Consider the following 25,731-nt stretch of genomic DNA (forward strand, 5'->3'; position numbering starts at 1 on the left):
CTATATGAATAGAAAATAATGAATGTGGATTCGACCATGAATCAATCTATAAAGTTGCAAACTCAAGACTTGGATGGTACAGACAGAGTGGAATGAACGTAGTTAATTTTATCATTAGCCCAATGGTGCTTGAAACAAAAATAAAGGACGGAGCTGGTTTGCTCAATCCTTTAAATTATTATCTAAGATAAGTTGGAATATAAGTTGTAGAGCCGTATACGAGACCCGTACGTACGGTTCAATGAGAGGGAAATAATGCTAGCCATTATTTCCCTACTCTATTTATTGAGTGATAGATATGCGAATGGGTGGCGTTTTTTTGTTATTTGGAGGAAATGCACAAAATTTCCCTCTCGGTTTTGTGAATTTGTGAGAGTTGACAAATCGCATGTGCATTGTTAATATAATGTTAAATAATATTTATAAACACTATTTAGAAATATTATTTAGGAATAAAACCAATAAATGATGAAAAAAGAAAAAGGAGAGAAAAATCATGGCAAAGAAATTATTTACAACAATTTACGGAAGAAATCTGGTAGGAGAACTCAAGAATATCGTGCAGAGACCTTATCTGGTTGTTACCATGGAAGACCTGTGGGATACATTTAAAGATGAATTTGATGATGACTGCATCGTGCATTTTGTAAAGACACTGGAGTACGATGAGATTATGGCCAATGTAGACAGCCTTCCGAAGTTTGAATCCGTAATCGGTCTTGGCGGCGGCCAGGCTGTGGACTATGCGAAGATGGTAGCATGGAAGAGCCACATGCCTCTGTATCAGGTACCGACCTCTATCGCTACAAATGCAGTATTCGGACACCGCGCAGGAGTTCGTTTCGACAGCGTAGTAAAATATGTAGGATATGTAGAGCCGGTAGCAGTATATGTAGACTATGACGTGATTCAGAACGGACCGAAGGCCCTGAACAGAAGCGGTGTTTGCGATGTTCTCTGCTACAACAACTCCATGTTCGACTGGAAATACGCAGCCGACCAGGGAAAATGCGAAGAAAAATGGGCATATGACCAGGATATGGTAGACGAAGTAAGAGAAGTATATCAGTCAGTAGTAGACGGCCTTGATGATATTTATGCACTCAACGAAAAGGGAATTCGTATTCTGACAGAAGGATTGAGATGGGGCGGCGGTGCTTTCCACAATAACGGCTGGAATCCAAGACCGATCGAGGGAAGCGATCACTTCTTATTCTATACATTAGAGTACATGACAAAGAAGAAATTCATCCACGGACAGCCGGTATGCCTCGGAATCTTTGTTGGTTCTGCAATGGGCGGCAATGATCCTGACGGTATCCTGGATATCATACATAAAGCAGGCGTAGAGATCCGTCCGGAAGGCATGGGAATCACATGGGACGATGTATTTGCAGCAATTAAATATGAAAAAGAATTTTTGGAGAGCCACGGATACTGGTACACCGTAGTGAATGATTTCAAAGTGACAGACGAGTTCTGCCAGATGATCAAAGATAAGGTAACTGCAAAATATGGTGAATGGAAATAATCAATTTCCGGATCGGGGGATTTTATGAGAAAGAGATTAACGAGAGCAGCCGCGTTTACGCTTGCGGCAATGATGTTATTTACAACAGGGTGCGGTTCATCTAAAAAAGAAACATCAGAGGGAAAAGGCGAAGGTGTACGTAAGTTTGAAGGAACGACACTTTATATGATTGCTGAGCAGCAGACCCCGACAATTGCACTTCAGTCTCAGCTGGATGATTTTGAGGAACTGACCGGGATAAAGGTAGAACTGCAGATGGCGCCTTACGATGACGTTGTCCAGAAGGAGACGCTGGCTTTTGAAAGTAAATCCGGAGCATATGACATCGTGGCATCTGCGTACCAGTTCCTTGGGAATATGGTAGAAAATAAATATATCCAGTCCATAGAGCCTTTTATGGAAGATGAATCTCTGGCGATCATACCTGATTACAATGCGGACGATATTATTGACGCTATGTGGGATGCTTCCGGCAACTGGAAGGGGACGATGTATGGTGTTCCCGCCAACTCCTGTATCGGGTTCTTTGCATACCGCAAAGATTTGTTTGAAAACGAAGAAGAACAGGCAGCCTTTAAAGAAAAGTATGGTTATGACCTGGAAGTTCCGAAAGACTGGGATACATACCGAGATGCAGCAGAGTTTTTCACCCGTGCAAAAGGCGAGAAGCTGGCAGGCGAGACCCTGGACCGGGATTTTTACGGAGTATCGATGGAAGGAAAACGCCATGGTGCGACAACCTGTGAGTGGATGAACTATATGTGGTCGTTTGGCGGAGGCATCTTTGATGAAGAGGGAAATATTGCCGTTAACAGCGATAAGTGTGTCAAATCCCTGGAATATTTTACAGACCTGACCCAATATGCACCTCCGGGAGTCACATCCAAGACATGGGATGAACAGACAACAGAGCTGCAGCAGAGTATTGCCGCCATGGCTATTATTTTCAATGACAACGCACCTGCCCTGGAAGATACATCAGCATCCGCAGTAGCGGGCAAGATGGGATACGGCGCAGTGCCGGTAGGGGAAGCAGAAGCCGCGCATTACGGCGGATGGGGATACTACATTCCGACAGATTCCAAGAATCCTGAGGCAGCCTGGGTATTCATGCAGTGGTTTAACACACCAAAAGTACAGAAGGCAATTGCTTTAGAGGGCGGTTTTATTAATCTGCAGTCTGTTTATGACGATGAAGAACTCAACGAACTTCCATACTGGCAGGCGAGTAAGGATGCCTATGAAATCAGCAGCACGCGTCCGCGTATCGCAGAATGGAATAACATGGACAATGTCCTGATGCTGGAATTATCTAACACACTGGCCGGTAAGACAACGCCGAAAGAGGCATTGGATAAAGCGGCAGCGGAATTTGAAAAAATCCTGGACGGCAAGTTACCCGTCACTTATCAGTAAAAACTGAATAAAAGTAAGAGTGTCAGGGAGAATGCCTTTTACAGGCATCTCCCGCACAGGAAGGGATGCCTATGAGACACAGGAAACAGAAAAAATTAACGAATTATACTACACTGGCGATCAGATTTCATTTACCTACGTTTATTACACTTACTTTGATTACCCTGGTACCGCTGCTGTACACCCTGAAAATCAGCTTTTTTGACTATCAGCTGTCCAATCCGGGCAGTGAGCACACCTTTGTCGGGCTGAAAAATTATATTGCCCTGTTCCAGGATCCGGAACTCATGAATTCCATGGGAAAAACCTTTATTTTTATGTTCTTTGCCGTCATCCTGGAAGTAATCATCGGCGTTGCTCTGGCAATGGCGCTGAACAGTATTCCGGCCTGTCGGAAGCTGTTTACCTCTCTGACCCTGATTCCCATGATGGTGGCTCCGCTGGTAATCGGCCTGATGTTCAGCTTTTTTACGAATCCGCAGTTCGGGCTTTATGTCTGGCTGGTGGAGAAGCTGCATCTACCGTTGCCCACGGTTTTGACGGATAATTCGTTTACCGCCATGGTGATTATCATCATTATGGATGTATGGGAATGGGCCCCTTATCTTGGACTGACCTTTCTTGCAGGGCTTCAGGCCATATCCGGTGAATTTTATGAGGCGGCAGAAGTGGACGGAGCCGGTAAATGGCATACATTCAGATACGTTACCCTTCCCCTGATGAAACCGGTGCTGGCAGTCAGCATTCTTCTGAGGGCGATGGAGACATTTAAAGAATTTGATAAACCATATATCTTAACAGGAGGCGGTCCGGGGAATGCGACCGAAGTGATTGACATCTATACCTACCGTCAGGCATTTACAGCCTTCAAATTCAGTTATGCAGCGGCGATCTGTGTGGTTCTGTTTATTATACTGGTCGCATGTGGAATGGTGTACCAGAAAGTTGCAATGGGAGGGGATGACTAAATGAAGCGAAAAAGAGGAAGAAGAGCCGTTATTATATACATTGTTTTAATCATTTTTATTGCCATTACCCTGCTTCCATATCTGTGGCTGGTGCTGACGTCGTTTAAGACCAAGCTGGATGCATTCTCCATACCTCCGAAGATCTTTTTCCAGGCAACACTGGATAATTATTACCAGGCATTTATCGAAAGAGGGATGCTGACAAGCCTGAAAAACAGTCTGATTGTTATGCTGGCTACGGTAGGAATCGGTATGCTGATCGGCCTTCCGTCCGCATTTGCATTTTCCAGATTTAAGACCAGGGGCGATAAGCTGATGCTGAACTATCTGCTGGGAACCAGATTTACACCGTTTGTAGTTCTGGCGCTGCCGCTTTATCTGATTATGAGTAAATTCGGTATGCTTAACAGCTATGTGGGAATCATTATTGCACATATATCTTTTAATCTGCCGTTTATTGTCTGGATGATGAAAGGCTTCTTTGATGCAGTGCCAAAAGAGATTGACGAGGCGGCACGGGTGGAAGGATACTCCTGGTTCAGGGTTTTTGTTTCGATTGATATACCGCTGGCAAAAAGCGGGCTGGCGGCAACCTCGGTATTCTGTGCCATTAATTCATGGAATGAATTCCTGATGGCCCTGATCCTGACCGGACGTGATACAGCCACCATGCCGGTTGCGATTCCGGGTATGATGACGCCCCAGGGGACTTTGTGGGGGCAGATTGCCGCGGTTGGCACAGTCATCACAATTCCTGTTCTGATTTTTGCAATCATAGTCCAGAAGCATATGGTTGCGGGCATGACCATGGGAGCAGTGAAATAAAAGAAGAAAGAGGGTGATTTTTTGGGAAAAGCGATTATCGGTATCGATTTGGGTGGAACCAACTTAAGAATCGGTGCAGTAGAAGAGAATCATGAAGTAGTATCCTTCTGCAAAATAAAAAGTGACAGAATCGCCCGTGCCGCGGATCCTATGAAAGAGCTGAACGCAATTATCAGTGAATATATTGAAGAAAACCATATTACGGAAGTTGAGGCTGTATCTATCGGCGTGCCGTCTTCCGTGGCGAATGATAAGAAGACGGTGATCTGCACCACTAATATTCGAAATACAGAGGGAGCCCCGGTCTTTATAAACAGAAACATGGCAGAAGAAATCGAGTCGTTTTTACATGTACCTGTCTATGTAAATAACGATACAAATAATATACTTTTATATGATGTGATGGCGAATCGGCTGAACCAGGATTCTGTAATCATAGGAATTTATATAGGAACCGGAGTAGGGGCGGCCGTGCTGATGAACGGCCAGATGCTCGACGGAAAAGACGGAGCGGCCCTGGATCTGGGACATATTCCTTTTTACAATGGAGATATTCTGTGCAGCTGCGGAAAGCGGGGGTGCTGTGAATGTTATGCATCCGGCTGGAGACTTCAGGAAATCCGAAGAGAATATTTTCCGGATACCAGGATAAAGGAGCTGTTCCTGAAGCATGGAAAAGAGAAGCCTCTGAAAGAATTTATTCATTCCTGCGCCCATGTGTTTGCGGTGATGGCGACTATTTTCAATCCGGAAGTCATGGTGGGCGGGGGCGGAGTGATGGAGATGCCCGGGTTTCCGAGGGAGGAGTTCGAGCGTGCAGTCAATGAGGCTACGGGGAAGGATGTTATGCAGTACGGCTTCCGGTATGTTTACTCAGAAGACGTGGAAAGCAAAGGTGTAGTTGGTGCGGCTCTATTTGCAAGGAGAAAGATGAAACATAGATAAAAGACAGGGGGGTGTGCAGCACCCCCTCATTTATTAAAACAAAGCGGGCATTAAGGAGAACGAAAATGAAGATCTACAGAACAGAGAATTATGAAGAAATGAGCAGAAAGGCGGCCAATATTCTGGCGGCACAGATTACATGGAAACCGGACAGCGTTCTGGGACTTGCTACCGGTTCTACTCCGATGGGGATGTATAAAAATCTGGTCCGGAAATATGAGCAGGGAGATCTGGATCTCACGCAGATCAGCACTGTAAACCTGGATGATTATAAGGGACTTAAAAAGATGGATCTGCGGGGTTACCGTTATTATATGGAAGAACATTTCTTTTCTAAAGTGAATATCTGTCCGGAACATACATTTATCCCTGACAGTATGGAGGAGGACAGCATCAAAGCGTGTGCAGATTATGATAAGGTTCTGTTGAATCTGGGGCCTGTAGATATTCAGGTGCTTGGGCTTGGGCACGACGGGCATATCGGTTTTAATGAACCATCCGGCAGCTTTTCGGAGAATACACAGTGTGTAGACCTGAATCAGGCCACGATCCAGGCGAACAAACGCTTTTTCGAGAAGGAAGAAGATGTTCCGCGTCAGGCATATACGATGGGAATTGGTACGATTATGAAGGCAAAGACGATCCTTCTGCTGGTCAGCGGGGCAGATAAAGCAGAGATTTTGCAAAAGGTACTGAAGGAGGATGTGACGCCGGAGATTCCCGGGACTATTCTGAGATTTCACCCCAATGTGATTCTCATCGCAGACAAAGACGCGCTGCCTTAGATAGCCGGGAATACAACTGGCATCGGACAGAGGGAGGCAGATATGAAACAGATTCTGTGTTACGGGGATTCGAACACCTGGGGGTACCGGGGGAGCGATCTGGTGCGTTATCCGTGGGAGATCCGCTGGACCGGCAGGATACAGGAGCAGCTGGGGGACGGTTTCAGGGTGATCGAGGAAGGACTGTGCAGCCGCACAATTGCAGTGGAAGACCGGGTGCAGCCGTTTCGAAGCGGCCTGGAATATCTTATACCGTGCCTCATGTCACATCATCCTCTGGATCTGATCATTGTGCTGCTGGGTACGAATGATACAAAATGCAGATACCGGCTGTCACCGTATGAGATCGGAATGGAACTGGAAGAATTGCTGAAAGGGATCAAAGAAACGCTTTACTGGATGCAATCCGAACAGACCAAAATCCTGCTGGCAGCGCCTGCACGAATCCGGGAGCCTGTACAGCCAAATGGTGAGATCGATGGGACATCTGCAGAAAAGCTGAAGATGCTGCCGTCAATCTATAAAGAAATTGCAGAAAGATACGGTGCAGCGTTTATGGACGCGGGCAGATATGTAAGTGACTACCAGCCGGACGGAATCCATTTTTCTGCGCAGGGGCATCAGCAGTTTGCAGAGGCAGTTTTAAGAAAACTAGAAGAAGTATGGTAACTGTTCATGTTTCTGAACCGTTACGAAATATGAAAGAAAGAGGTTTAAGAAATGAGACCGCATAAACGATGCTTAGGAATACAGGAAAATCAGTACTGTGTTGTTCATTTTATGAAAACTTTGAGTTATAATGAAGCTATGGCAGATTCATCGCGAAATGCGGAGCATGCCGGGTGTGGGGGGAGGTGAAGATGTGAGCGGAATACGTGACCGTTATGATATCGACTTTACGTCAACAACAGCCAGGGTTCCATGGTATGATAAAATTGTCCACAGTATGTACGGGGCATACAGCTTTCAGGTGTCATGGGTCATCTTCGGATATTATCTCGTTTACTTTTACACAGACGTTGTGGGATTAAGTGCAACGGTTGCCGGAACGATTATGCTTGTGGCAAGGTTCGCGGACTGCTTTACGGATCTGTGGGTAGGCTACATGCTGGACAATGTCTGTTACCGGTGGGGACGTTACCGCTCCTGGGCAATATTCGGGATTGCGCCCCTGTTTCTTTTGTTTGTGGGAATCTTCACCGCGCTTCCGACTGAGAGTACGGGACTGAAGATTGCCTGGGCGGCTATATGTTACGGATGTTTCGGGTCCATTGGCGCGACTTTTTCCTTTATGCCCCAGATCGCACAGTTCTGCAATATGACAAGGAACCCGCGGGAGAGAGAGACTATCGCTGTGATCAAAAGTGTATGTACCAATCTGGCGCAGGTTGTGGCAGCATCTCTGTTCCTTCCTCTTGTCAACCTCTTTGGGGGAGACGGCGTGGATCCGGCACGGGGATACTTCTGGGCGGCGGTAACTATCGGACTGACGGTGATGCTGTTTCAGATCCTGAATGTATGTATGAGTAAAAAATACGAACTGAACCGGGACGGATCCTGCAGAGAGCATCTGCATCAGGTGGAGCATGAAAACCTGTCAGCACAGCTCAAAAGCTTCGGTAAGAACCGTCCGGCAATTATCCTGCAGGGCGGAGAGATACTCAAGCAGATCATGCAGGCCATCAAGAACGGCATGGTGATCTATGTCTTTACATATTACCTGGGAATCAAAAGATTCTATTCGGTGGCCATGTTTGCGTTTACGGTAGCTCTTATGGCAGGGGTATTTATTATGAAGCCTCTGATCCGAATGTTCCGGGATACGGGTAGAGCTTATCAGTTCTGCATGGCGGCAAGCGCCGGGTGCAGCATACTGCTTTTTATTATGTGCCGATGGTACGGACCGGGTGTTGCGGGGAATTCCATGCAGTTCGGGCCCCTGTTTGTGGTATTTGTCCTAAACGGAATATTCAGCGGGACTTATTACTCATTCTCTAATGTCATGATACCGGCGACGGTTGACTATGGAGAATGGAAGAACGGCAAAGGACAGGCAGGGATCATTTCCGCAATCAATGGTTTCTGTATTACGATCGGTGCTGCGCTGGGAGCACAGATTATGGGGATTCTTCTGGACGGTTCCGGCTATGTAGCGAACAGGGCGCAGTCAAATTCCACGCTGAACTGGCTTTTGATTCTGGCGTTTGTCATCCCGGCAGTGGTGACGGTGATTCATTTTGTACTGCAGATGTTCTATGGGCTCAGTGACAAAAAACTGAATGTCTGCATGCAGGAAGTCCGTGTAAGAAAAGAGAAGACGGAGGCAGCAGCCGATGAATAAATGGAAGAATAAAATAAGTAAAACAATTTTGGGATATAGGATTGACATACAGAAAGATTCGTTATATCATAATATTAAATAGTATTTATAAATAATATTTATAAATAAAAAGAAGAGAAAATTATGGTAAAGAAATTAGACGGACGAATTCTGTCAGATGATTAAAGATAAAGTAACTGCAAAATACGGAGAATGGAATCAGTAGAAAGGAGAGTTTTGATATGACGACTCTGGAGAAGGATAAACAATATTTAATACAGTGTTATACAACCGATGATATTGTGTTCACAAATGGAAAAGGCATGTATATGTATGATGAGGGGGGAAAAAAGTATCTGGATTTTTCCGGGCAGTTTTCCGCCTGTACACTGGGACACGGCAATGAAGAACTCATTGAGGCTCTGAAGGAACAGCTGGAAAAGCTGGTGTCTGTGACGTCCTGTTTCGCCACGGAAGAAAGGGCGGCTCTGGCAGAAAAGATGATAGAGATTTCACCAGACGGCCTGGATAAGGTTATGTTTGGATGCACCGGATCAGATGCCAATGAATTTGCCCTGAAAGTGGCAAAATACTATCGCGGCGGAGGAAGAGTCATTTCCTTCAGAAGAGGATTTCACGGCTCAACGGCCGGAGCGGCTGCGGCTACCGGAAAATCAGAGATGATTCAGGAAAACTCCGGAATATCAGAGCTGCTTCCTCGGGGCTTCGTACATTCCGCACCGCCTTACTGCTATCACTGTGACTTTGGTAAAGAGCCGGGAACCTGCGGCCTGCAGTGCCTGAAATACCTGGAGCAGACCATGCTCCATGAAGGCGGAGACAGAATCGCGGCCGTGATTTCTGAACCGATTTTTGCAGCAGGAGGCGTGATCATTCCGCCGAAGGGATTCTGGAAAGGGGTGCGCGAGCTGTGTGACAAGTACGGAGCGCTTTTGATCTTTGATGAAGTTGTAACCGGAATCGGACAGACCGGAGCCATGTTTGCCTGCCAGTATGAGGGCGTAACACCGGATATCCTGGTGACAGGAAAAGGGCTGACAAGCGGGTACGTACCTGGATCTGCAATCCTATGCCGTAAAGAGATCGGGGAGGCGATGGGCAAGATCAGCCTGCACGGACATACCCATTCCTGCTATCCTCTGACCTGCCGCAGTGCATTGAAGAACATTGAGATTATCGAGAGAGAGAATCTGGTAGAGAACAGCCGGGTGACAGGTGAGTACCTCCATGAAAAGCTGCTCGGCCTGAAAGAAAAATATGATGTTATCAAAGATGTACGCGGCCGTGGCCTTCTGCAGGGTATTGAGATCGAAGGAAACAGCAGTGCAGACAAATTTGTTCTGGGTCAGGAATTGTACGAGACAATGCTTGGCAACGGATTGATCACAGAGCTGGAGAGCCGGAAGAATCTGGAGAACGTAGTAGTTGTTATGCATCCCGCTTTGATTACAACCAGGGAAAATGTGGATGAAGCAGTTGAAATCATTGACAAATCTCTGCAAAGCTGTATAAAATAATTTTTAGCAGGCATTGTTTTATTAGAAGATACTTAAAAACAGTAACAGTGAATGTTTAAAATATAGAAACAGAGGGAGTCACATATAAAATGGCGGCTGAGAAAAAACAGATTCTGACGGTAAAAAATATCAGAAATGTAAATACGGAAAATATACTGCAAAGTATCATACGAAACAGAAATACGACAAGGAGTATCCTTGCCAAAGAAAATAATATCAGTCTTATGACTGTGAAACATGTTGTGGATGATTTGATTGCCGCCGGATTTCTCGTGGAAAAAGAATCTGCCAATGCAGATGTGGGAAGAAATCCCAAAGTGCTCGAATTGGCAGAGGATTACGGGAATATTGTATGTGTAAATCTTACCTCTGAGGACGAGATCAGCTTTCTGATCTATGATATCCATCAGAATCTGCTGACAGAAAAGAGCCTTATCCTGAGCGGGAAGGACTATAAAGCAGAACTGCTGGCGGCGGTCAGAAAAGTAAAGGAAGAATTGGCAGGAATAGCCACGGAGACCGTCGGCATAGCAGTATTTGTACCGGGTGCCTATGACAGTGAAGAAGATCAGGTAAACTATGACCTCATCCCTGCGTTTAAACAGCTGCATATCAGAGCACTGTTTGAAAATGAATTCGGTATTAAAAATATACAGATTCTTCACGATGTATTTGCAGCGGCCAGATCAGAATATGACAGTTTGAATCCGGAGATGGAGAGCCAGTTTTATTTTTACTGCGGTTATGGCGTGGGCGGATACTTTATCCACAAAAATGAGGCCGTTGAAGGTTCGGGGAATATGGCGGGAGAAGTGGGGAAAATGCTTGTATCCATGGACGGATATGGGGAAAACTATGTAACTCTTGAAGAAATTGTTTCCATATCGGCTGTGAAAAAGAGAATGCAGGAATTCGGGCTGGATATTTCTTTTACGGAACTGCTCAGTCTACATCAGGCAGAGGATCCTCTGGCGGCGGAGATTATGACACCGGTACTGAACACAATTTCCAGAGTACTCTATAATCTACTATGGGTATATAATCCCACCAGGATCGTAGTGGACAGCTGCCGGGATGGTTACAGTAATCTCATCACAGAGCACTTCCGGACATTTATGGAAAAAATGAAAAATGATGCAATTCCGATCAATGCAGAGACGAGGGCCGCAAAGTATGATGAATACCATATGATGCGGGGATGCTTTTATATGACGAGAAACGCCTGGATAGAGGAGACTGCTGATTCGATTCAGTAACCAGGGATCCTGCCGCCACATAAAGGGGTCTGACCCCTTTGAGACGAAAAAGTATAAAGTGTACAAAGGGGTCTGACCCCTATAAGATGAAAAAGAGGGTACGCATATGCACTGTGCATGCGCCCCCTCTTTTTATATGGTCTTCAGACTGACGTCACCGGATGTGACGTTTAATCGCATCAAAACTTTCTTTGCTGATCACATGCTCTATTTTGCACGCATCTTCGGCCGCAGTATCATGATCCACGCCCAGACGTACCAGCCAGGCGGTCAGCAGCTCGTGTCTTTCATAAATCATTTCGGCAATTTCTCTTCCCGTATCAGTAAGAGTAATAAATCCCTCTTTTGACACGGTTATGTGTTCATTTTCCCGAAGATGCTTCATTGCTACGCTGACGCTGGACTTCTTAAATCCCAGTTCTTCTGCAATATCTATAGAACGCACCGAAGGATGTGCTTTGCTCAGAATCAGGATGGTTTCCAGATAGTTTTCTGCGGATTCATTTGTTTTCATGGGCATTTATCTTACCTCCGTTTTTCTGTATATCAACTTTGGATATTGGATATATGTTAACATATTTCATGGGGCAGGGCAAATAGATTATAAAACATCCAGAGCTCTGACTTAAGTTTCGGACTCAGAGGCCGTGCAGCGAAGTGTATGGCAAGGTCTGAACAGTAAGCAGAGGACGACACTCGAATTTTTTATGTTATAAATAGACTGGTTAAAAAAAATACTCTATGTTAATATGAATCTATAGCATTATATTTCTAATTATTCTTAGTGACGGCTGTCACATCTGAAACAAATCTTCCTGGTACAGGAAACCAATCACAGAAATCTCAATGCTAAATACCCACAATAACAGCAGCGAGGTTTGGTAAAACTGGACAAGGTTTTTACACCTCCTGCGCACCAAACAAAGGAGGAACTAATAAATGAACAATACTGCACAAACAAAACCTAACCGTATTTATAAGTCCAGATTATTTGAACTGGTATTCAGTGACAGAAAGGAATTATTGAATCTGTATAATGCGATGAACGGAACAGATTATGAAGATCCGGAATTATTAGAGATTAATACTTTAGAGAATGCTATTTATATGTCTATGCATAACGATGTCTCTTTTATTATTGATTCCAGGCTGGCACTCTATGAACACCAGTCTACCTACAGTCCGAATCTGCCACTGCGCTATCTCTTTTATGTATCAGATTTGTATTCTGCAGAAACGAGAGCAGCAAATTTATACGGGACACGGATTATCCGGATACCTGCACCCAGGTTTGTTATTTTCTATAACGGTGAGGAGGAACAGCCGGGCTCGCAGGTCTTAAGATTATCGGATATGTATGCAGTAAAGGAAGAGGCTCCGTCACTTGAACTGGAGGCCTTAATGCTGAATATTAATCCCGGATATAATCAAAAACTGCTGGAAAGCTGCAAGACTTTGCATGATTATTCGGTCTATACATCTATGGTACGCACTTATGCAAAGACAATGGATCTGGAAGAAGCTGTGGAAAAGGCGATTACAGAATGTATTTCAAATGGAATATTGGAAGATTATCTTAGTAAAAACCGAGCGGAGGCGAAAAGCGTGAGTATTTATGAATATGATGAAGAAAAACATATGCGTCAGGAACGGGAAGAAAGCAGGGAAGAAGGCAGGATTCAGGGTGAAATCAAAGGTGCAGAGAGAGTACTTGAGCTGACAAGGCTGCTTATAGAGGCGAATAGATTTGAGGATTTAAAACGTGCCACTACAGACAAAGAATTTTGTAAAAGGCTGTTTGAAGAATTCCATATTTTGTGATGAGAAAGCAAATTGTCTTAATTATAGGGAGAGGGAAAGGGGATCCCCCCTCTCCCTGACAAACGATATGTTCTCCGTCTAACGTCCTATCTCATCCGTCCCTGCGAACAGAGCTAATAATTTAATGTGTTAATTGATAATTTTTATCAATAAACCTCTTGACAATTACTGGAAGTTAGAATATACTAACCTTGTAAATGAAAAGAATTATCAATAATTACAAGGAAAGAAGATGAAGCATGATGCCATTGACGATGGTGAGAGAAGGCGTACCAAACGTTATCCGCAAAATCGGCGGTAAGGAGGAGACCAGGAGATTTCTGGAAAACCTTGGTTTTGTTGCCGGCGGGACAGTTACGGTTGTTTCTGTAATCGGGGGAAATATGATTGTAAATGTAAAAGAATCCAGAGTTGCCATTGGCAGGGATATGGCGAACAAAATCATGGTAGGCTAAAGGGAAGGAGAAACAATGAAGACATTAAAAGAAGTTCCGTGCGGCGAGACAGCCAGAGTGACAAAACTGACTGGGGAAGGCCCGGTGAAGAGACGTATTATGGATATGGGAATTACAAAGGGTGTAGACGTTTTTGTGAGAAAGGTAGCACCTTTTGGTGATCCGGTAGAGATTACGGTTAGAGGATATGAGTTATCTGTACGTAAAGCAGATGCGGAAATGATTCTGGTTGAATAGGTGGAAGCTGACATTTTCGCATCAAATTTTTTACATATGAGTTAGTGGAGACTAATTAGAGGCAGAATTGAAATAATATAACATAATGGGTTGATTAGCATGAAGTGCTGTCAGGAGGAAAGAGTAAAATGGCTATTAAAATTGCATTGGCGGGAAATCCAAACTGCGGAAAAACGACATTATTTAATGCACTGACCGGTTCCAATCAGTTTGTAGGAAACTGGCCGGGGGTTACGGTGGAGAAAAAAGAAGGAAAGCTGAAAGGAAATAAGGATGTTATCATCATGGACCTTCCGGGCATCTATTCCCTCTCACCGTACACGCTGGAGGAAGTAGTAGCAAGAAACTATCTCATCAACGAGAAGCCAGATGCGATCCTGAATATCGTAGACGGAACGAATATTGAGAGAAATCTCTATCTCTCCACACAGCTTATGGAGCTTGGAATTCCGGTTGTCATGGCTGTAAATATGATGGATGTGGTCGAGAAGAGCGGCGATAAAATACATATTGACAAACTGAGCAAGAAACTGGGATGCGAAGTGGTAGAAATCTCAGCGCTGAAAGGAAATGGCGTAACACAGGCCGCAGAGAGAGCAGTAAAGATTGCCAAAACCAGAAATGCAGCTCCGCCGGTACACAAATTTGCACCCGAGGTAGAAAGCATACTGGATGCAGTGGAAAATAAGATCGGCAACGGCGTGCCGGATGAACAGAAAAGATTCTTCGCGATAAAGCTTCTGGAGAAAGATGATAAGATTTCCTCACAGATGAAGTTTGTACCGGATGTGAAAGAAGAAATTAAAGCAATAGAAAAAGAGATGGATGACGATACCGAAAGTATTATCACCAATGAAAGATACGTTTATATTTCTTCTATTATAAATGAGTGCTATACTAAGAACAGCAGAGGAAAGATGACGGTTTCCGATAAGATTGACCGGGTTGTAACAAACCGCTTTCTTGCACTTCCGATCTTTGCGGTTGTGATGTTTATTGTTTACTATGTTTCAGTAACAACGGTTGGTACATGGGCTACAGACTGGGCAAACGACGGCGTATTCGGGGATGGGTGGAGCCTGTTTGGCCTTCAGATCCCCGGTATCCCTGTTCTCATTGAATCAGGGCTGAATGCAATCGGCTGCGCGGCATGGCTGCAGGGGCTGATCCTGAATGGTATTGTAGCCGGTGTCGGAGCGGTACTTGGATTTGTGCCGCAGATGCTTGTACTGTTTATCTTCCTTGCTTTCCTGGAAGCATGCGGATATATGGCAAGAGTTGCATTTATCATGGACAGAATCTTCCGTAAATTCGGACTTTCCGGTAAATCTTTTATTCCGATGCTGATCGGCAGCGGATGCGGCGTACCGGGAATTATGGCATCACGTACCATCGAAAATGACAGAGACCGCAAGATGACGATTATGACGACAACGTTCATCCCGTGCGGCGCGAAGCTGCCGATCGTGGCACTGATCGCGGGCGCTCTGTTCGGCGGGGCATGGTGGGTTGCGCCGAGTGCTTATTTTGTAGGTATTGCGGCAATCATCTGCTCAGGAATTATTTTAAAGAAAACAAAGATGTTTGCAGGCGATCCGGCGCCGTTCGTTATGGAACTTCCGGCATATCATCTTCCGACCGTAATGAATGTACTCCGCAGCATGTGGGAGCGCGGCTGGTCCTTCATTAAAAAGGCCGGTACGATTATCCTTCTCTCCACAATCCTGGTGTGGTTTACCTCTTACTTCGGATGGATTGACGGACAGTTCAGAATGCTGGAAGACATGGAACTGGATCACAGTATTCTGGCAGCAATCGGCAGCGGTATTGCGTGGATATTCACACCGCTTGGCTGGGGAGACTGGAGATCAGCAGTTGCAGCCATTACAGGTCTGGTAGCAAAGGAAAATGTAGTAGGTACTTTCGGAATTCTTTATGGATTTGCAGAAGTAGCGGAAGAAGGAAACGAAATCTGGGGCTCACTTGCAGGAAGTATGACAGCAGTTGCAGCATATTCCTTCCTTGTATTCAACCTTCTGTGTGCACCCTGCTTTGCAGCAATGGGAGCAATTAAGAGAGAAATGAACAATGCAAAATGGTTCTGGTTTGCGGTAGGATATCAGACACTGCTGGCATATGTTGTTGCGCTGTGCGTATATCAGATCGGAACATTTATCACAGCAGGAACATTCGGCGTTGGAGTTGTTGTGGCAATGATACTTGTAATCGGATTTATCTATCTGTTGGTTAGACCATATAAAGAAAGCAGCACATTGAAAGTTAACACAAAAAAGTTGGCAGGAGCCAAGTAAAAAAGAATTAAGGAACCGGCGCACAGCAGGTTCCTTCGGGAAAGGAGGCAGTTTCTATGGGAACACTTCTGGCGGGAGCTATCGTGGTGGGTGCGGTTGCACTTGTAATCCGCGGCATGATAAGAGATAAAAAGAACGGCAAATCAATTCAATGCGGCGGGGATTGCAAACATTGCGGAGGTCATTGTGGAAAGTAAAGAAATGATAGTTGAGAAACTAAAAGAGAACGGATGCAGGATAACGAAGCAGCGTCTCATATTGATCGACATCATTCTGGAAAATGAATGTCAGAGCTGCAAGGAAATCTATTATAAAGCGGCCCAGATTGACCATAAAATTGGCGTGGCGACGGTGTACAGAATGGTGAATGCCCTGGAAGAAATAGGGGCGATTAACCGGAAGCTGGTACTCACTCTCTGAAACCGGTAATAATTGTAGATACTGCCGTCTGTATGAACGGGACACCACAGCAGCTGCTGTTATATAAAACAAGGAATAGCGCTTAATGAGAGATACTCCCACTAAGCGCTTTTCTTATTTCATGGAAAATAATTCAAATATAAGAGGTGAATATGAAAAAAATTATCAATGGTATATTTATTGCACTGGGATTTTTGTTTATTGGTCTGGGCGCTGTGGGGATCGCACTGCCGCTTCTTCCGGCAACTCCTTTTCTTATATTGGCAGCAATCTGCTTTGCCAAAGGTTCTGAGAAGTTCCATACCTGGTTTATAGGGACTTCACTATACCAGAAATATGTTGAGCCGGCCGTGAACAAAAAAGAGATGGAGAAGGCGGCAAAGAAAAAGGCATTGGGTACATTGTGTCTGATCTTTACAATCAGTTTTCTGCTAGTGCCTGTATGGCAGGCAAAAGCTGTCATTCTGGCGGTTGCCCTGTTCCATATCTATTATTTTACGTTTAAGATTAAAACGGCAAAGTGTAAAAAAAGGGAGATTGCAGTAAATGACTAATAACGCGAAAAGGAGCAGCACAGCAATGAAAAAGTATGGTGAGGTTTTGTTTTACATCGTAACAGTGGTCATGATTCTTTCCGGATTTTTAATTCATCCTCTGGGGGGCCTGATGGCGGTGAAAATCATACATAAGATGTCCGGGCTTATATTCTGTATCTTCCTGATCGGACATATAACGCGCTATGGAAGACGGATCAGAAAGGGGAAGAAAGCTCATGTTTCATAAACGGTTATTAAAAGAGTTCAGGGACAATCAAAAATATGTAGCCGGCATGGTTGCCACACAGTGGGTTACCCTGCTGGCGAATGTTGTTCTGATGCTTGCGGCAGCTGATTTTATCGGAAAAATGAGAAGCGGCATCCTTGGGACTGCCGGTATCGCGCAAATTCTGATGATTCTGGCCGGTGTGCTTTTGGTAAGAGGAGTCATGAATACGCTGAACAGCAGGTTTTCATTTCAGGCCTCCACAGAAGTAAAATGCCGTCTCCGGGAGAAGGTTTATGCAAAACTGATGAAGCTGGGCGGCAGATACAGAGATACAATTGCAACATCTGAGGCGGTACAGATCAGTACAGAGGGGGTAGATCAGCTGGAGATTTATTTCGGCAAGTATGTGCCGCAGTTCTTCTACAGCCTGCTGGCGCCCCTTACGCTGTTCATTATCGTAGGGATGATGAATATGAAGGTAGCGGGCGTCCTGCTTCTTTGTGTGCCATTGATTCCGCTCTCTATTGTGGCGGTGCAGAAATTTGCGAAAAAAATGCTGAAACGATACTGGGGTACCTATACAGAACTGGGCGATTCATTTCTGGAGAACCTCCAGGGTCTGACCACGCTGAAGATCTATCAGGCGGACGGCAGATACGCGGAGAAAATGGATGAGGAAGCCGAAAAGTTCAGAAAGATAACGATGCGCGTGCTGATCATGCAGCTGAATTCTATCAGCGTCATGGATCTGGTTGCATATGGTGGGGCGGCGGCAGGGATTATTCTGGGTATCCTGGAATTCGGAAAAGGAAGCATCAGCCTGGAAGAGTGTTTCTTTATGATCATGATTTCCGCTGAGTTTTTCCTTCCCCTGCGTCTGCTGGGATCTTTTTTCCACATCGCAATGAACGGCAATGCGGCTGCGGATAAGATATTCCGCCTTCTGGATGCGCCGGTTCCGCAGAAGGGAACGGTCTGCCTGACAAAGGGAAATGATGTACAGTTTCAGAATGTATCTTTCGGTTACGATGAAGAAAAGCAGGTGCTGAAAGGAGTCAGCTTTGAAGTGCCTCAGCGGGGATTCACGGCGCTGGTCGGAGAATCCGGATGCGGGAAGAGCACCATTGCCTCCCTGCTGATGCAGGACCACGCGTCCTATAAGGGGAAGGTAACGGTCGGCGGAGTCAGTGTCTGTGATCTGGCTGAGGACACGCTTTACAGTAAGATTACGAGAATACGGCATGACAGTTATTTGTTTAAGGGGTCCGTTGCGGACAATCTCCGGATGGGCAGGGAAGATGCTTCGGAATCGGAGATGGCGGATGTGCTGAAAAAGGTGAATCTGTATGATACCGTAATGGAAAAAGGCGGGCTTTCGATGCAGCTGGATGGGAAGGCATCCAATCTGTCCGGCGGACAGAAGCAGCGGCTTGCCCTGGCGCGCGCCATACTTCATGACAGCGATATTTACATTTTTGATGAGGCAACGTCAAATATTGATGCCGAGAGCGAAAACCAGATTATGAAAGTCATACACGGACTTGCAGGCACAAAAACGGTATTTTTAATTTCTCACAGGCTCGCGAATGTGACAAGTGCGGATCAGATTCTGATGATCAAAGACGGCCAGATTGCAGAACGGGGCACCCATCTGGAGTTGATGGGAATGCAGGGCGAGTATGCAAGGCTTTATAAGGGACAGAAAGAGCTTGAAAAATATACAGGAGAGGGGGCGGCGTAATGGAACATAATGAAGAAAAAATGAGAAGTTCATTCCAGGTGATGGCCGGGCTGATCGGTATGGTCAAGCCACTTTTAGGTTTTATGGTCCTGGCAGTCCTTATGGGATGCATCGGAAATCTTGCCGCAACATTTCTGACTGTTTTCGGGGGATACGGGCTGCTGTCTGCGGCTGGCGTTTACGACGGAAAGCCGTTTTATGTCATAGCAGCCGTTTTGATTATATTTGCTGTGTTCAGAGGAATTCTGCGCTATGCGGAACAGTCCTGCAATCACTTTATTGCATTTAAGCTGCTGGCAAGAATCCGGCACCAGGTATTCGCGGCTCTTAGAAAGTTGGCACCCGCCAGGCTGGACGGAAGCGGGAAGGGAAATTTGATTTCGATTATCACCAGCGATATTGAGCTGCTGGAAGTATTTTATGCCCATACGATTTCGCCCGTTGCCATTGCGGTAATTACATCGGTTTTTATGTCTGTATTTATCGGGTATCAGCACCCGGCAGCCGGTGTGCTGGCGCTGGTGTCTTACGTTGTGGTTGGTGCCGTAATTCCTCTGCTGAACGGGAGAAAGGGAAAAGAAAGCGGACAGAAGTACCGGGATTCTTTTGGAGAACTGAATACAGCCGTGCTTGATAACCTATACGGCCTGGAAGAGCTGCTGCAGTACGGCCAGACAGGAAAGCGAATGGAAAAGATGGCAGAACAGACAGAAGAACTGGAAAAGACCAGTAAAAGGCTGAAAAAAGACGAGAACGTGCAGAGAATTTCCACGGATACGGTGATTCTTGCAGCCGGTATTCTGATGCTGGTCCTCTGCGGATATTTTGTCCGTGAGGGAGAAATGGATTTCTATCAGGGCGTGATTGCGGTGATCGCAGTGATGAGTTCTTTCGGTCCTGCGGCAGCATTGTCCGCACTGTCAAATAACCTGAATCATACACTGGCCAGCGGAAACCGGGTACTGAACATTTTAGAGGAGAAGCCAGTTGTAGAGGATGTCAGGGAGGGCGCAGAGCTGGAAGAAGGCACGGTGGCATGCCAGAATATCGGTTTCCGCTACCAGGAGGCGCAGGACGGTGTTCTGAAGAACTTTAACGCTGATTTTGAACCGGGAAAAATTCATGGGATATTTGGAAGAAGCGGGTGCGGGAAATCTACCCTGCTGAAATTGATGATGCGCTTCTACGAGGCGGACCAGGGCAAGATTACCTATGGCGGTGAGAATGTCAACAACATACGGACAGATTCCCTGCGTTCCGGTATTGCTTATGTAACGCAGGAAACATTTCTTTTCCATGATACCATTGAAAACAACATCAGGATCGCGGACGAAAATGCTACCAGGCAGGAGGTAGAGGATGCGGCAAAGAAAGCATCCATCCATGAGTTTATCATGTCGCTGCCCAAGGGATATGACAGCAGGCTGACGGAGCTCGGAGACTGCATATCGGGTGGAGAAAAGCAGCGTATCGGAATTGCCAGGGCGTTTCTGCATAAAAGCCGGATGATCCTGCTGGATGAACCGACCAGCAACATCGACAGCCTGAACGAGGGAATCATACTAAAGAGCCTGAAAAAAGAGAAAGAAGGAAAGCTGATTCTGCTTGTTTCTCACAGAAAATCAACAATGGGAATCGCCGACAAAGTGGTTCAGATGTAAGAAACGATAAAATTTCTCAACAACAATGGTTAGCTTTGACTAGCCGGAAAACTCCCTGCTATGATGGTTAAGAAGGCAGGGACAGGCGCATTTTTCGAATAGGAGTGATAGAAATATGAAACAGCATAAGTTTTGGGCGTGGGCCGCAGTCTTTTGTTTCGCGATGGTGTTCTATACCGGATACAAACATAAGTAGAAACATACGTACAACAGATAAAGTATAAGGAGGATAACAGGAATGGATATTTTTAAATTAAAGAGAATCGGGATTTTTGCAGGCGGTGTATTGTTTGGAACGGCAGGCGTAAAAGTTCTTTCCAGCAAGGATGCAAAAAAGGTGTATACGAACTGTACAGCAGCTGTGCTGCGCGCAAAGGAATGTGTGATGAAGACCGCCACCACAGTACAGGAGAATGCAGAGGATATCCTGGCAGAGGCAAAGCAGATCAATGAGGAACGCGCTGAAAAAGACGCGGTGCAGACAGACGAGATGCCTTCAGGTGAAGAGACGGCTGAAGCGTAGGAAATCTGCTGGTAAATAAATGTGACCAAGACGGGGCTGGGCAGATGCGACAGTCCCGTTTTACTGCATCGGTGATGGAAATATATGGGAGGCGTTACAGTGAAGTTTATAATAAAACATGAAATAAAAGGGCGGATGCGCATACATGCAGTGCAGGGGCAGATGACATACCAGGAGGCGGATACGCTGCAGTATTATCTGGAAAGCTTCCCTCAGGTGATGGAAGTAAAAATATACGAGCGGACAGCAGATGTATCTGTACGGTTCAGCGGGGACAGGGAGGAACTGCTGGCTCTGCTGAAAAAGTATCATTATGAAGACGTGGAGGTTCCGGAGGGGCTGATTGAGAATTCGGGCAGAGAGCTCAATGCAGAATATCAGGAGAGGCTGATTCAAAAAGTCATTCTGCGGTATGGAAGTAAACTTCTTATACCATATCCTGTCCGGAAAGCCTACATAGTGCTGAAGTCTCTCAAATACCTGTGGAAAGGCTTCAAAAGCCTGATGAAAGGCCGCCTGGAGGTTCCGGTTCTGGATGCCACAGCAATCGGAGTGTCTGTGCTGCGGGGAGACATGGAGACGGCCGGTTCCGTGATGTTCCTATTGGGGATTGGGGAAGTGCTGGAAGAGTGGACACATAAAAAGTCTGTCGGGGATCTTGCCCGAAGTATGTCCCTGAATGTCAAAAAAGTATGGCTGAAAACAGGAGACCAGGAAGTGCTCACAGATGTTACCCGGATTGTACCCGGGGATCAGGTGGTTGTCCACATGGGCAATGTCATACCCTTTGACGGTACTGTTGCCGGGGGTGAGGGACTAGTTAACCAGTCTTCACTTACCGGGGAAGGACTACCGGTGCGGAAGGAAACAGACGGTTATGTGTACGCCGGTTCTGTGCTGGAAGAGGGCGAGCTGGTCGTTCTGGTGAAAAAAACAAAGGGGTCTACCCGTTTTGAAAAGATTGTATCCATGATTGAAGAATCGGAAAAACTAAAATCAACAGTGGAAGGAAAGGCAGAGCATCTGGCGGACAGGCTGGTTCCGTATACATTGGCGGGAACCGGACTCATCTGGCTGCTTACCAGGAATGTCACGAAGGCGCTGTGCGTGCTAATGGTGGACTTTTCCTGTGCGTTAAAGCTGGCAATGCCGATCGCCGTTTTATCTGCCATAAGGGAGGCAAACCAGAACCGTATCACGGTAAAAGGCGGAAAATACCTTGAAGCGGCAGCGGAAGCGGAGACCATCGTATTTGACAAGACGGGGACGCTCACCAAGGCAAAACCAACGGTGAAAGAGGTCATTACATTCGGTGAAGGCGAAGCGGATGACATGCTGAGAATTGCAGCATGCCTGGAAGAGCATTTCCCGCATTCCATGGCAAAAGCTGTGGTGAAAGCGGCCAAAGTAAAAGGGCTTGTCCATGAAGAGATGCATGCTAAAGTAGATTATATCGTCGCGCATGGTATTTCATCCTCCATAGACGGGAGGAAGGTTGTGATTGGCAGCCATCATTTTGTCTTTGAGGATGAAAACTGTACGATTCGGGAAGGATATGAAGAAAAATTCAGCAGCCTTCCTACAGAATATTCTCATCTTTATCTGGCCATAGAGCAGAAGCTTGCCGCAGTCATATGTATAGAAGACCCGCTGCGAGAAGAGGCAAAAGAAGTAATAACACGTCTGCGCGGGGCCGGTTTCAAAAAAATAGTCATGATGACCGGGGACAGTGAGCGCACGGCGGCAGCCATTGCGGAAAAAGTCGGAGTGGACGAGTACTATTCTGAAGTTTTGCCGGAAGACAAGGCAAGATTTATAGAGATGGAAAAAGCAGCCGGGCGGAAAGTCATTATGACGGGGGATGGTATCAATGATTCCCCGGCTCTTTCGGCAGCAGATGTGGGAATTGCCATCAGCGACGGCGCCGAGATAGCAAGGGAGATAGCAGATATCACAATCGCTGCCGACGATCTCAGGGAGATCGTGAAGCTGAGGCAGTTAAGCGATGCACTCATGAACAGGATTCAAAGAAACTACCGCTTTATAGTGGGATTCAATACATCGCTCATTGTACTGGGGATCGCAGGAATATTAATGCCTGCAACTTCGGCTTTCCTGCATAATGTTTCTACGCTGGGAATCAGTCTGAAAAGCATGCAGAATCTTTTAGAGGAAGAATAAAGGATAAATATATGGAAGACAGGGCACTCCGCGGACTGATGGCAGACTTGTTCTGCTGTCTGGTCCGAGGAGCTGTGCATATAAATTTAAATATGATTAGTTATTGAGAAAAAGTATCAGTATATCTTATTGATTTTTTGAATGAGAATGGTTATCATATAATTAGGTTAGTCAAAACTAACCAACCCGAAATAACCACGAAACTGTATTAGAACATTGAAACATCTAGCAGAATGCATTCAGGAAGGCAATAAGGAGGTTTTTATGAGTATTGTAATAATTGGAGGACATGACCGGATGGTATGTCAATATAAGAAAATCTGTAAACAGTTCCACTGTAAAGCTAAGGTATTTACCCAGATGTCTGCGGGGCTGGGAAAACAGATTGGAAGCCCGGATCTGATCGTGCTCTTCACGAATACTGTATCACATAAAATGGTAAAATGTGCTGTGGAGGAGGCCGGACGGTGCAATGCGGATGTAATCAGATGCCATACAAGCAGTAAAAATGCCCTGGAGGAAATATTGGGGGGCGTCTGTGGTAATGTTTCATAAATAATTTTATCAGAAAAAAGCGTTCAGATTGTTGCGGTCTGAACGCTTTTTTATGATATAGAATATAATTTTCGGGGGAATATTGTCGGGCCTGACGGTTCAAGATGTGGACGGGAGTGCAGATATTTGCTATAATACCAGCAAAGATACAGCTGATAACATTACCGATTGGGGCATAAAGCGTGGCTGTCAATGGTTTCCTATAACCCCGGATAAAAAAGGTTTTAAGATAAGAATACAAAAGAAAGAAGAGATTACAATGCCGTTTCCGATTTACCTTGGCTGGGGCCTTCTTGTGCCCGCCGGACTTTCCCTGCTCTATGACTGTGCATCACATAATGCGATGATCGCTTTGGGATATCAGCAAAAAAATACGATCCGGGAACGGTTCTGGAATTTCCTCCCTGCCTTTCTCTTGTTTCTGCTTTGGGGAATGATCAATATACCTTTGCCGTTTCTCTATATTCTGGCATATCTGGGAAAGCTTTCCCTGCTGTTTTACAAAAGTGTAAGTCGTACCAGAGGGCTTTTCTTAATTAATCTTACCCATTTGACGACCATAGCGCTGCATATGATCCTGATTAGTTTATTCTCACTTTTGACCGGGATACAGATGAACGATCTTCTGAGTCAGCCTTTTTGGCGGATCGCCACCATTGGCATTTTACTGGCTGCAAACACTCTGACGGCCTGCATGGTTCCACGCTGGGGAATGATAATGGAGGTACTGCGCACCCAGGCGGAGAGCGAGGAAGTCAGGCCTTTTATAAAATTTCTCTGGTTCTGTAATATTTTCCTGATGCTGGACAGCGTACTGTGCATCTCTGATATTGACTGGAAATTGCTACCGGTTTTTTTGATTGGAAGTACGGTGTTGCTGGAGTTCTACCTGATTCGGTTTTTAAGCCATATTTATCAGCTCTTAAAGGTACATTATCTGGAAGCAGAACACAACCTTCTGTTGGAAAAACTGGAACAGCAGAACAAAAATGCTGCTGAACTGCGAAGTAAAATAGTCCTGGATCCCATGACCGGAATATTTACACGGCGGTATGCAATAGAACGGGTGGAATTCCTTCTACAGGAAAAAGAGCCGTTTTCCCTTGTTTTTATAGATCTTGATCAACTCAAACAGATCAATGACCGGGAGGGACACCATGCGGGGGACCTGTATCTTACCAGGTTTACGAAGGAACTGGGATCCTGCCTGCGGAAGGCAGACATCTTTGCGCGTGTAGGCGGGGATGAGTTTGTTGTACTGCTTCCGGGATGTCCACTGAAAACTGCCAGGAAACGCTTTGAATCCATCCGGGGGCACCTGGCGGTGCAATGCAGACCTTCTTTTGCTTTCAGCTATGGCATTACATATGTTATGAAGAATTCCGGTGACAGTGTGGAACAGATTTTACGCCGGGCAGATCAGGCAATGTATCAGGATAAACAGGCGAGGTCCTGAACAGAAAGGAGGGACGTGAG

At 45.7% G+C, this 25,731-nt stretch carries 25 protein-coding genes; 24 read left to right on the plus strand and 1 reads right to left on the minus strand.

Annotation, left to right across the window (positions count from 1 at the left end):
• The first annotated feature begins 496 nt into the window (after positions 1-496).
• From HMPREF0240_RS05710 to HMPREF0240_RS05755, 10 genes are all read left to right on the plus strand, one after another.
• Positions 497-1,531: an iron-containing alcohol dehydrogenase gene (locus tag HMPREF0240_RS05710; protein ID WP_009002493.1), complete on the plus strand. Its 1,035-nt coding sequence runs from the start codon at positions 497-499 to the stop codon at positions 1,529-1,531.
• A gap of 24 nt (positions 1,532-1,555) precedes the next feature.
• The gene (locus HMPREF0240_RS05715; protein ID WP_035312424.1) at positions 1,556-2,947 is read left to right on the plus strand and encodes a sugar ABC transporter substrate-binding protein; all 1,392 of its coding nucleotides are present in this window, start codon (positions 1,556-1,558) and stop codon (positions 2,945-2,947) included.
• A 71-nt stretch (positions 2,948-3,018) separates the two neighbouring features.
• A complete protein-coding gene (locus tag HMPREF0240_RS05720) occupies positions 3,019-3,915 on the plus strand; it encodes a sugar ABC transporter permease (protein WP_148486287.1) in 897 nt (298 codons plus the stop codon).
• Complete coding sequence (locus HMPREF0240_RS05725; RefSeq protein WP_009002496.1) at positions 3,916-4,740, plus strand: carbohydrate ABC transporter permease; 825 nt, start codon at positions 3,916-3,918, stop codon at positions 4,738-4,740.
• Positions 4,741-4,761: 21 nt separating this feature from the next.
• Positions 4,762-5,685: an allose kinase gene (alsK, locus tag HMPREF0240_RS05730; protein WP_009002497.1), complete on the plus strand. Its 924-nt coding sequence runs from the start codon at positions 4,762-4,764 to the stop codon at positions 5,683-5,685.
• A gap of 65 nt (positions 5,686-5,750) precedes the next feature.
• Positions 5,751-6,470, plus strand: coding sequence for a glucosamine-6-phosphate deaminase (nagB, locus tag HMPREF0240_RS05735; protein ID WP_035312426.1), 720 nt, complete (start codon positions 5,751-5,753; stop codon positions 6,468-6,470).
• Between the two features lie 42 nt (positions 6,471-6,512).
• Positions 6,513-7,139, plus strand: coding sequence for a GDSL-type esterase/lipase family protein (locus HMPREF0240_RS05740; RefSeq protein ID WP_009002499.1), 627 nt, complete (start codon positions 6,513-6,515; stop codon positions 7,137-7,139).
• Positions 7,140-7,332: 193 nt separating this feature from the next.
• Positions 7,333-8,811 (plus strand): glycoside-pentoside-hexuronide (GPH):cation symporter, encoded by a 1,479-nt coding sequence (locus tag HMPREF0240_RS05745; protein ID WP_009002500.1) that lies wholly within the window; start codon positions 7,333-7,335, stop codon positions 8,809-8,811.
• 221 nt (positions 8,812-9,032) lie between these two features.
• Positions 9,033-10,328, plus strand: coding sequence for an aspartate aminotransferase family protein (locus HMPREF0240_RS05750; protein ID WP_035312428.1), 1,296 nt, complete (start codon positions 9,033-9,035; stop codon positions 10,326-10,328).
• Between the two features lie 89 nt (positions 10,329-10,417).
• Positions 10,418-11,584 carry an ROK family protein gene (locus HMPREF0240_RS05755; protein ID WP_009002502.1) on the plus strand — a complete coding sequence of 389 codons (1,167 nt, stop codon included), beginning with the start codon at positions 10,418-10,420 and terminating at the stop codon, positions 11,582-11,584.
• Between the two features lie 154 nt (positions 11,585-11,738).
• On the opposite strand, the gene HMPREF0240_RS05760 is transcribed toward HMPREF0240_RS05755, so the two are convergent.
• Positions 11,739-12,098: a metal-dependent transcriptional regulator gene (locus tag HMPREF0240_RS05760; protein WP_009002503.1), complete on the minus strand. Its 360-nt coding sequence runs from the start codon at positions 12,096-12,098 to the stop codon at positions 11,739-11,741.
• A gap of 425 nt (positions 12,099-12,523) precedes the next feature.
• Between HMPREF0240_RS05760 and HMPREF0240_RS05765 the strand changes: the two genes are divergently transcribed.
• From HMPREF0240_RS05765 to HMPREF0240_RS05830, 14 genes are all read left to right on the plus strand, one after another.
• A complete protein-coding gene (locus HMPREF0240_RS05765; protein WP_009002504.1) occupies positions 12,524-13,405 on the plus strand; it encodes a hypothetical protein in 882 nt (293 codons plus the stop codon).
• 239 nt (positions 13,406-13,644) lie between these two features.
• On the plus strand, positions 13,645-13,860 hold the full coding sequence (locus HMPREF0240_RS05770; RefSeq protein WP_009002505.1) for a FeoA family protein: 216 nt from the start codon (positions 13,645-13,647) through the stop codon (positions 13,858-13,860).
• A 15-nt stretch (positions 13,861-13,875) separates the two neighbouring features.
• Positions 13,876-14,097 carry a FeoA family protein gene (locus tag HMPREF0240_RS05775; protein WP_009002506.1) on the plus strand — a complete coding sequence of 74 codons (222 nt, stop codon included), beginning with the start codon at positions 13,876-13,878 and terminating at the stop codon, positions 14,095-14,097.
• Between the two features lie 128 nt (positions 14,098-14,225).
• The gene (gene feoB / locus HMPREF0240_RS05780; RefSeq protein ID WP_009002507.1) at positions 14,226-16,409 is read left to right on the plus strand and encodes a ferrous iron transport protein B; all 2,184 of its coding nucleotides are present in this window, start codon (positions 14,226-14,228) and stop codon (positions 16,407-16,409) included.
• Between the two features lie 56 nt (positions 16,410-16,465).
• The gene (locus tag HMPREF0240_RS05785; RefSeq protein WP_035312429.1) at positions 16,466-16,606 is read left to right on the plus strand and encodes a FeoB-associated Cys-rich membrane protein; all 141 of its coding nucleotides are present in this window, start codon (positions 16,466-16,468) and stop codon (positions 16,604-16,606) included.
• The gene (locus HMPREF0240_RS05790) at positions 16,596-16,829 is read left to right on the plus strand and encodes a transcriptional repressor (protein WP_009002508.1); all 234 of its coding nucleotides are present in this window, start codon (positions 16,596-16,598) and stop codon (positions 16,827-16,829) included. The genes HMPREF0240_RS05785 and HMPREF0240_RS05790 overlap by 11 nt, the downstream gene beginning before the upstream one ends.
• Before the next feature lie 152 nt (positions 16,830-16,981).
• Positions 16,982-17,383 (plus strand): YbaN family protein, encoded by a 402-nt coding sequence (locus tag HMPREF0240_RS05795; RefSeq protein ID WP_035312430.1) that lies wholly within the window; start codon positions 16,982-16,984, stop codon positions 17,381-17,383.
• Positions 17,376-17,612 (plus strand): cytochrome b/b6 domain-containing protein, encoded by a 237-nt coding sequence (locus tag HMPREF0240_RS05800; protein ID WP_009002510.1) that lies wholly within the window; start codon positions 17,376-17,378, stop codon positions 17,610-17,612. Before HMPREF0240_RS05795 ends, HMPREF0240_RS05800 begins: the two co-directional genes overlap by 8 nt.
• A complete protein-coding gene (locus tag HMPREF0240_RS05805) occupies positions 17,602-19,335 on the plus strand; it encodes an ABC transporter ATP-binding protein/permease (protein WP_009002511.1) in 1,734 nt (577 codons plus the stop codon). The genes HMPREF0240_RS05800 and HMPREF0240_RS05805 overlap by 11 nt, the downstream gene beginning before the upstream one ends.
• Positions 19,335-20,996 carry a thiol reductant ABC exporter subunit CydC gene (gene cydC, locus HMPREF0240_RS05810; RefSeq protein ID WP_009002512.1) on the plus strand — a complete coding sequence of 554 codons (1,662 nt, stop codon included), beginning with the start codon at positions 19,335-19,337 and terminating at the stop codon, positions 20,994-20,996. The genes HMPREF0240_RS05805 and cydC overlap by 1 nt, the downstream gene beginning before the upstream one ends.
• Before the next feature lie 238 nt (positions 20,997-21,234).
• A complete protein-coding gene (locus tag HMPREF0240_RS05815; RefSeq protein WP_009002513.1) occupies positions 21,235-21,519 on the plus strand; it encodes a DUF6110 family protein in 285 nt (94 codons plus the stop codon).
• 99 nt (positions 21,520-21,618) lie between these two features.
• Complete coding sequence (locus HMPREF0240_RS05820; RefSeq protein WP_035312432.1) at positions 21,619-23,700, plus strand: heavy metal translocating P-type ATPase; 2,082 nt, start codon at positions 21,619-21,621, stop codon at positions 23,698-23,700.
• A 264-nt stretch (positions 23,701-23,964) separates the two neighbouring features.
• A complete protein-coding gene (locus tag HMPREF0240_RS05825) occupies positions 23,965-24,255 on the plus strand; it encodes a DUF2325 domain-containing protein (RefSeq protein WP_009002515.1) in 291 nt (96 codons plus the stop codon).
• A 259-nt stretch (positions 24,256-24,514) separates the two neighbouring features.
• The gene (locus HMPREF0240_RS05830; protein WP_009002516.1) at positions 24,515-25,711 is read left to right on the plus strand and encodes a GGDEF domain-containing protein; all 1,197 of its coding nucleotides are present in this window, start codon (positions 24,515-24,517) and stop codon (positions 25,709-25,711) included.
• Positions 25,712-25,731: the final 20 nt, after the last annotated feature.

Origin of the sequence: Clostridium sp. D5 (genome assembly GCF_000190355.1) — a bacterium.
Taxonomy (GTDB): domain Bacteria; phylum Bacillota; class Clostridia; order Lachnospirales; family Lachnospiraceae; genus Faecalicatena; species Faecalicatena fissicatena_A.

Bases quoted from the DNA above. Each gene is read 5' to 3' on its own strand.
- HMPREF0240_RS05750 (WP_035312428.1), top strand. From the start codon at position 9,033: ATGACGACTCTGGAGAAGGATAAACAATATTTAATACAGTGTTATACA.
- HMPREF0240_RS05755 (WP_009002502.1), top strand. From the start codon at position 10,418: ATGGCGGCTGAGAAAAAACAGATTCTGACGGTAAAAAATATCAGAAAT.
- HMPREF0240_RS05715 (WP_035312424.1), top strand. From the start codon at position 1,556: ATGAGAAAGAGATTAACGAGAGCAGCCGCGTTTACGCTTGCGGCAATG.
- HMPREF0240_RS05800 (WP_009002510.1), top strand. From the start codon at position 17,376: ATGACTAATAACGCGAAAAGGAGCAGCACAGCAATGAAAAAGTATGGT.
- HMPREF0240_RS05775 (WP_009002506.1), top strand. From the start codon at position 13,876: ATGAAGACATTAAAAGAAGTTCCGTGCGGCGAGACAGCCAGAGTGACA.
- HMPREF0240_RS05825 (WP_009002515.1), top strand. From the start codon at position 23,965: ATGAGTATTGTAATAATTGGAGGACATGACCGGATGGTATGTCAATAT.
- HMPREF0240_RS05760 (WP_009002503.1), bottom strand. From the start codon at position 12,098: ATGAAAACAAATGAATCCGCAGAAAACTATCTGGAAACCATCCTGATT.
- HMPREF0240_RS05830 (WP_009002516.1), top strand. From the start codon at position 24,515: ATGCCGTTTCCGATTTACCTTGGCTGGGGCCTTCTTGTGCCCGCCGGA.
- feoB (WP_009002507.1), top strand. From the start codon at position 14,226: ATGGCTATTAAAATTGCATTGGCGGGAAATCCAAACTGCGGAAAAACG.
- HMPREF0240_RS05725 (WP_009002496.1), top strand. From the start codon at position 3,916: ATGAAGCGAAAAAGAGGAAGAAGAGCCGTTATTATATACATTGTTTTA.
- HMPREF0240_RS05765 (WP_009002504.1), top strand. From the start codon at position 12,524: ATGAACAATACTGCACAAACAAAACCTAACCGTATTTATAAGTCCAGA.
- HMPREF0240_RS05710 (WP_009002493.1), top strand. From the start codon at position 497: ATGGCAAAGAAATTATTTACAACAATTTACGGAAGAAATCTGGTAGGA.
- HMPREF0240_RS05795 (WP_035312430.1), top strand. From the start codon at position 16,982: ATGAAAAAAATTATCAATGGTATATTTATTGCACTGGGATTTTTGTTT.
- HMPREF0240_RS05815 (WP_009002513.1), top strand. From the start codon at position 21,235: ATGGATATTTTTAAATTAAAGAGAATCGGGATTTTTGCAGGCGGTGTA.
- HMPREF0240_RS05785 (WP_035312429.1), top strand. From the start codon at position 16,466: ATGGGAACACTTCTGGCGGGAGCTATCGTGGTGGGTGCGGTTGCACTT.
- HMPREF0240_RS05720 (WP_148486287.1), top strand. From the start codon at position 3,019: ATGAGACACAGGAAACAGAAAAAATTAACGAATTATACTACACTGGCG.
- HMPREF0240_RS05770 (WP_009002505.1), top strand. From the start codon at position 13,645: ATGATGCCATTGACGATGGTGAGAGAAGGCGTACCAAACGTTATCCGC.
- nagB (WP_035312426.1), top strand. From the start codon at position 5,751: ATGAAGATCTACAGAACAGAGAATTATGAAGAAATGAGCAGAAAGGCG.
- cydC (WP_009002512.1), top strand. From the start codon at position 19,335: ATGGAACATAATGAAGAAAAAATGAGAAGTTCATTCCAGGTGATGGCC.
- HMPREF0240_RS05740 (WP_009002499.1), top strand. From the start codon at position 6,513: ATGAAACAGATTCTGTGTTACGGGGATTCGAACACCTGGGGGTACCGG.
- HMPREF0240_RS05805 (WP_009002511.1), top strand. From the start codon at position 17,602: ATGTTTCATAAACGGTTATTAAAAGAGTTCAGGGACAATCAAAAATAT.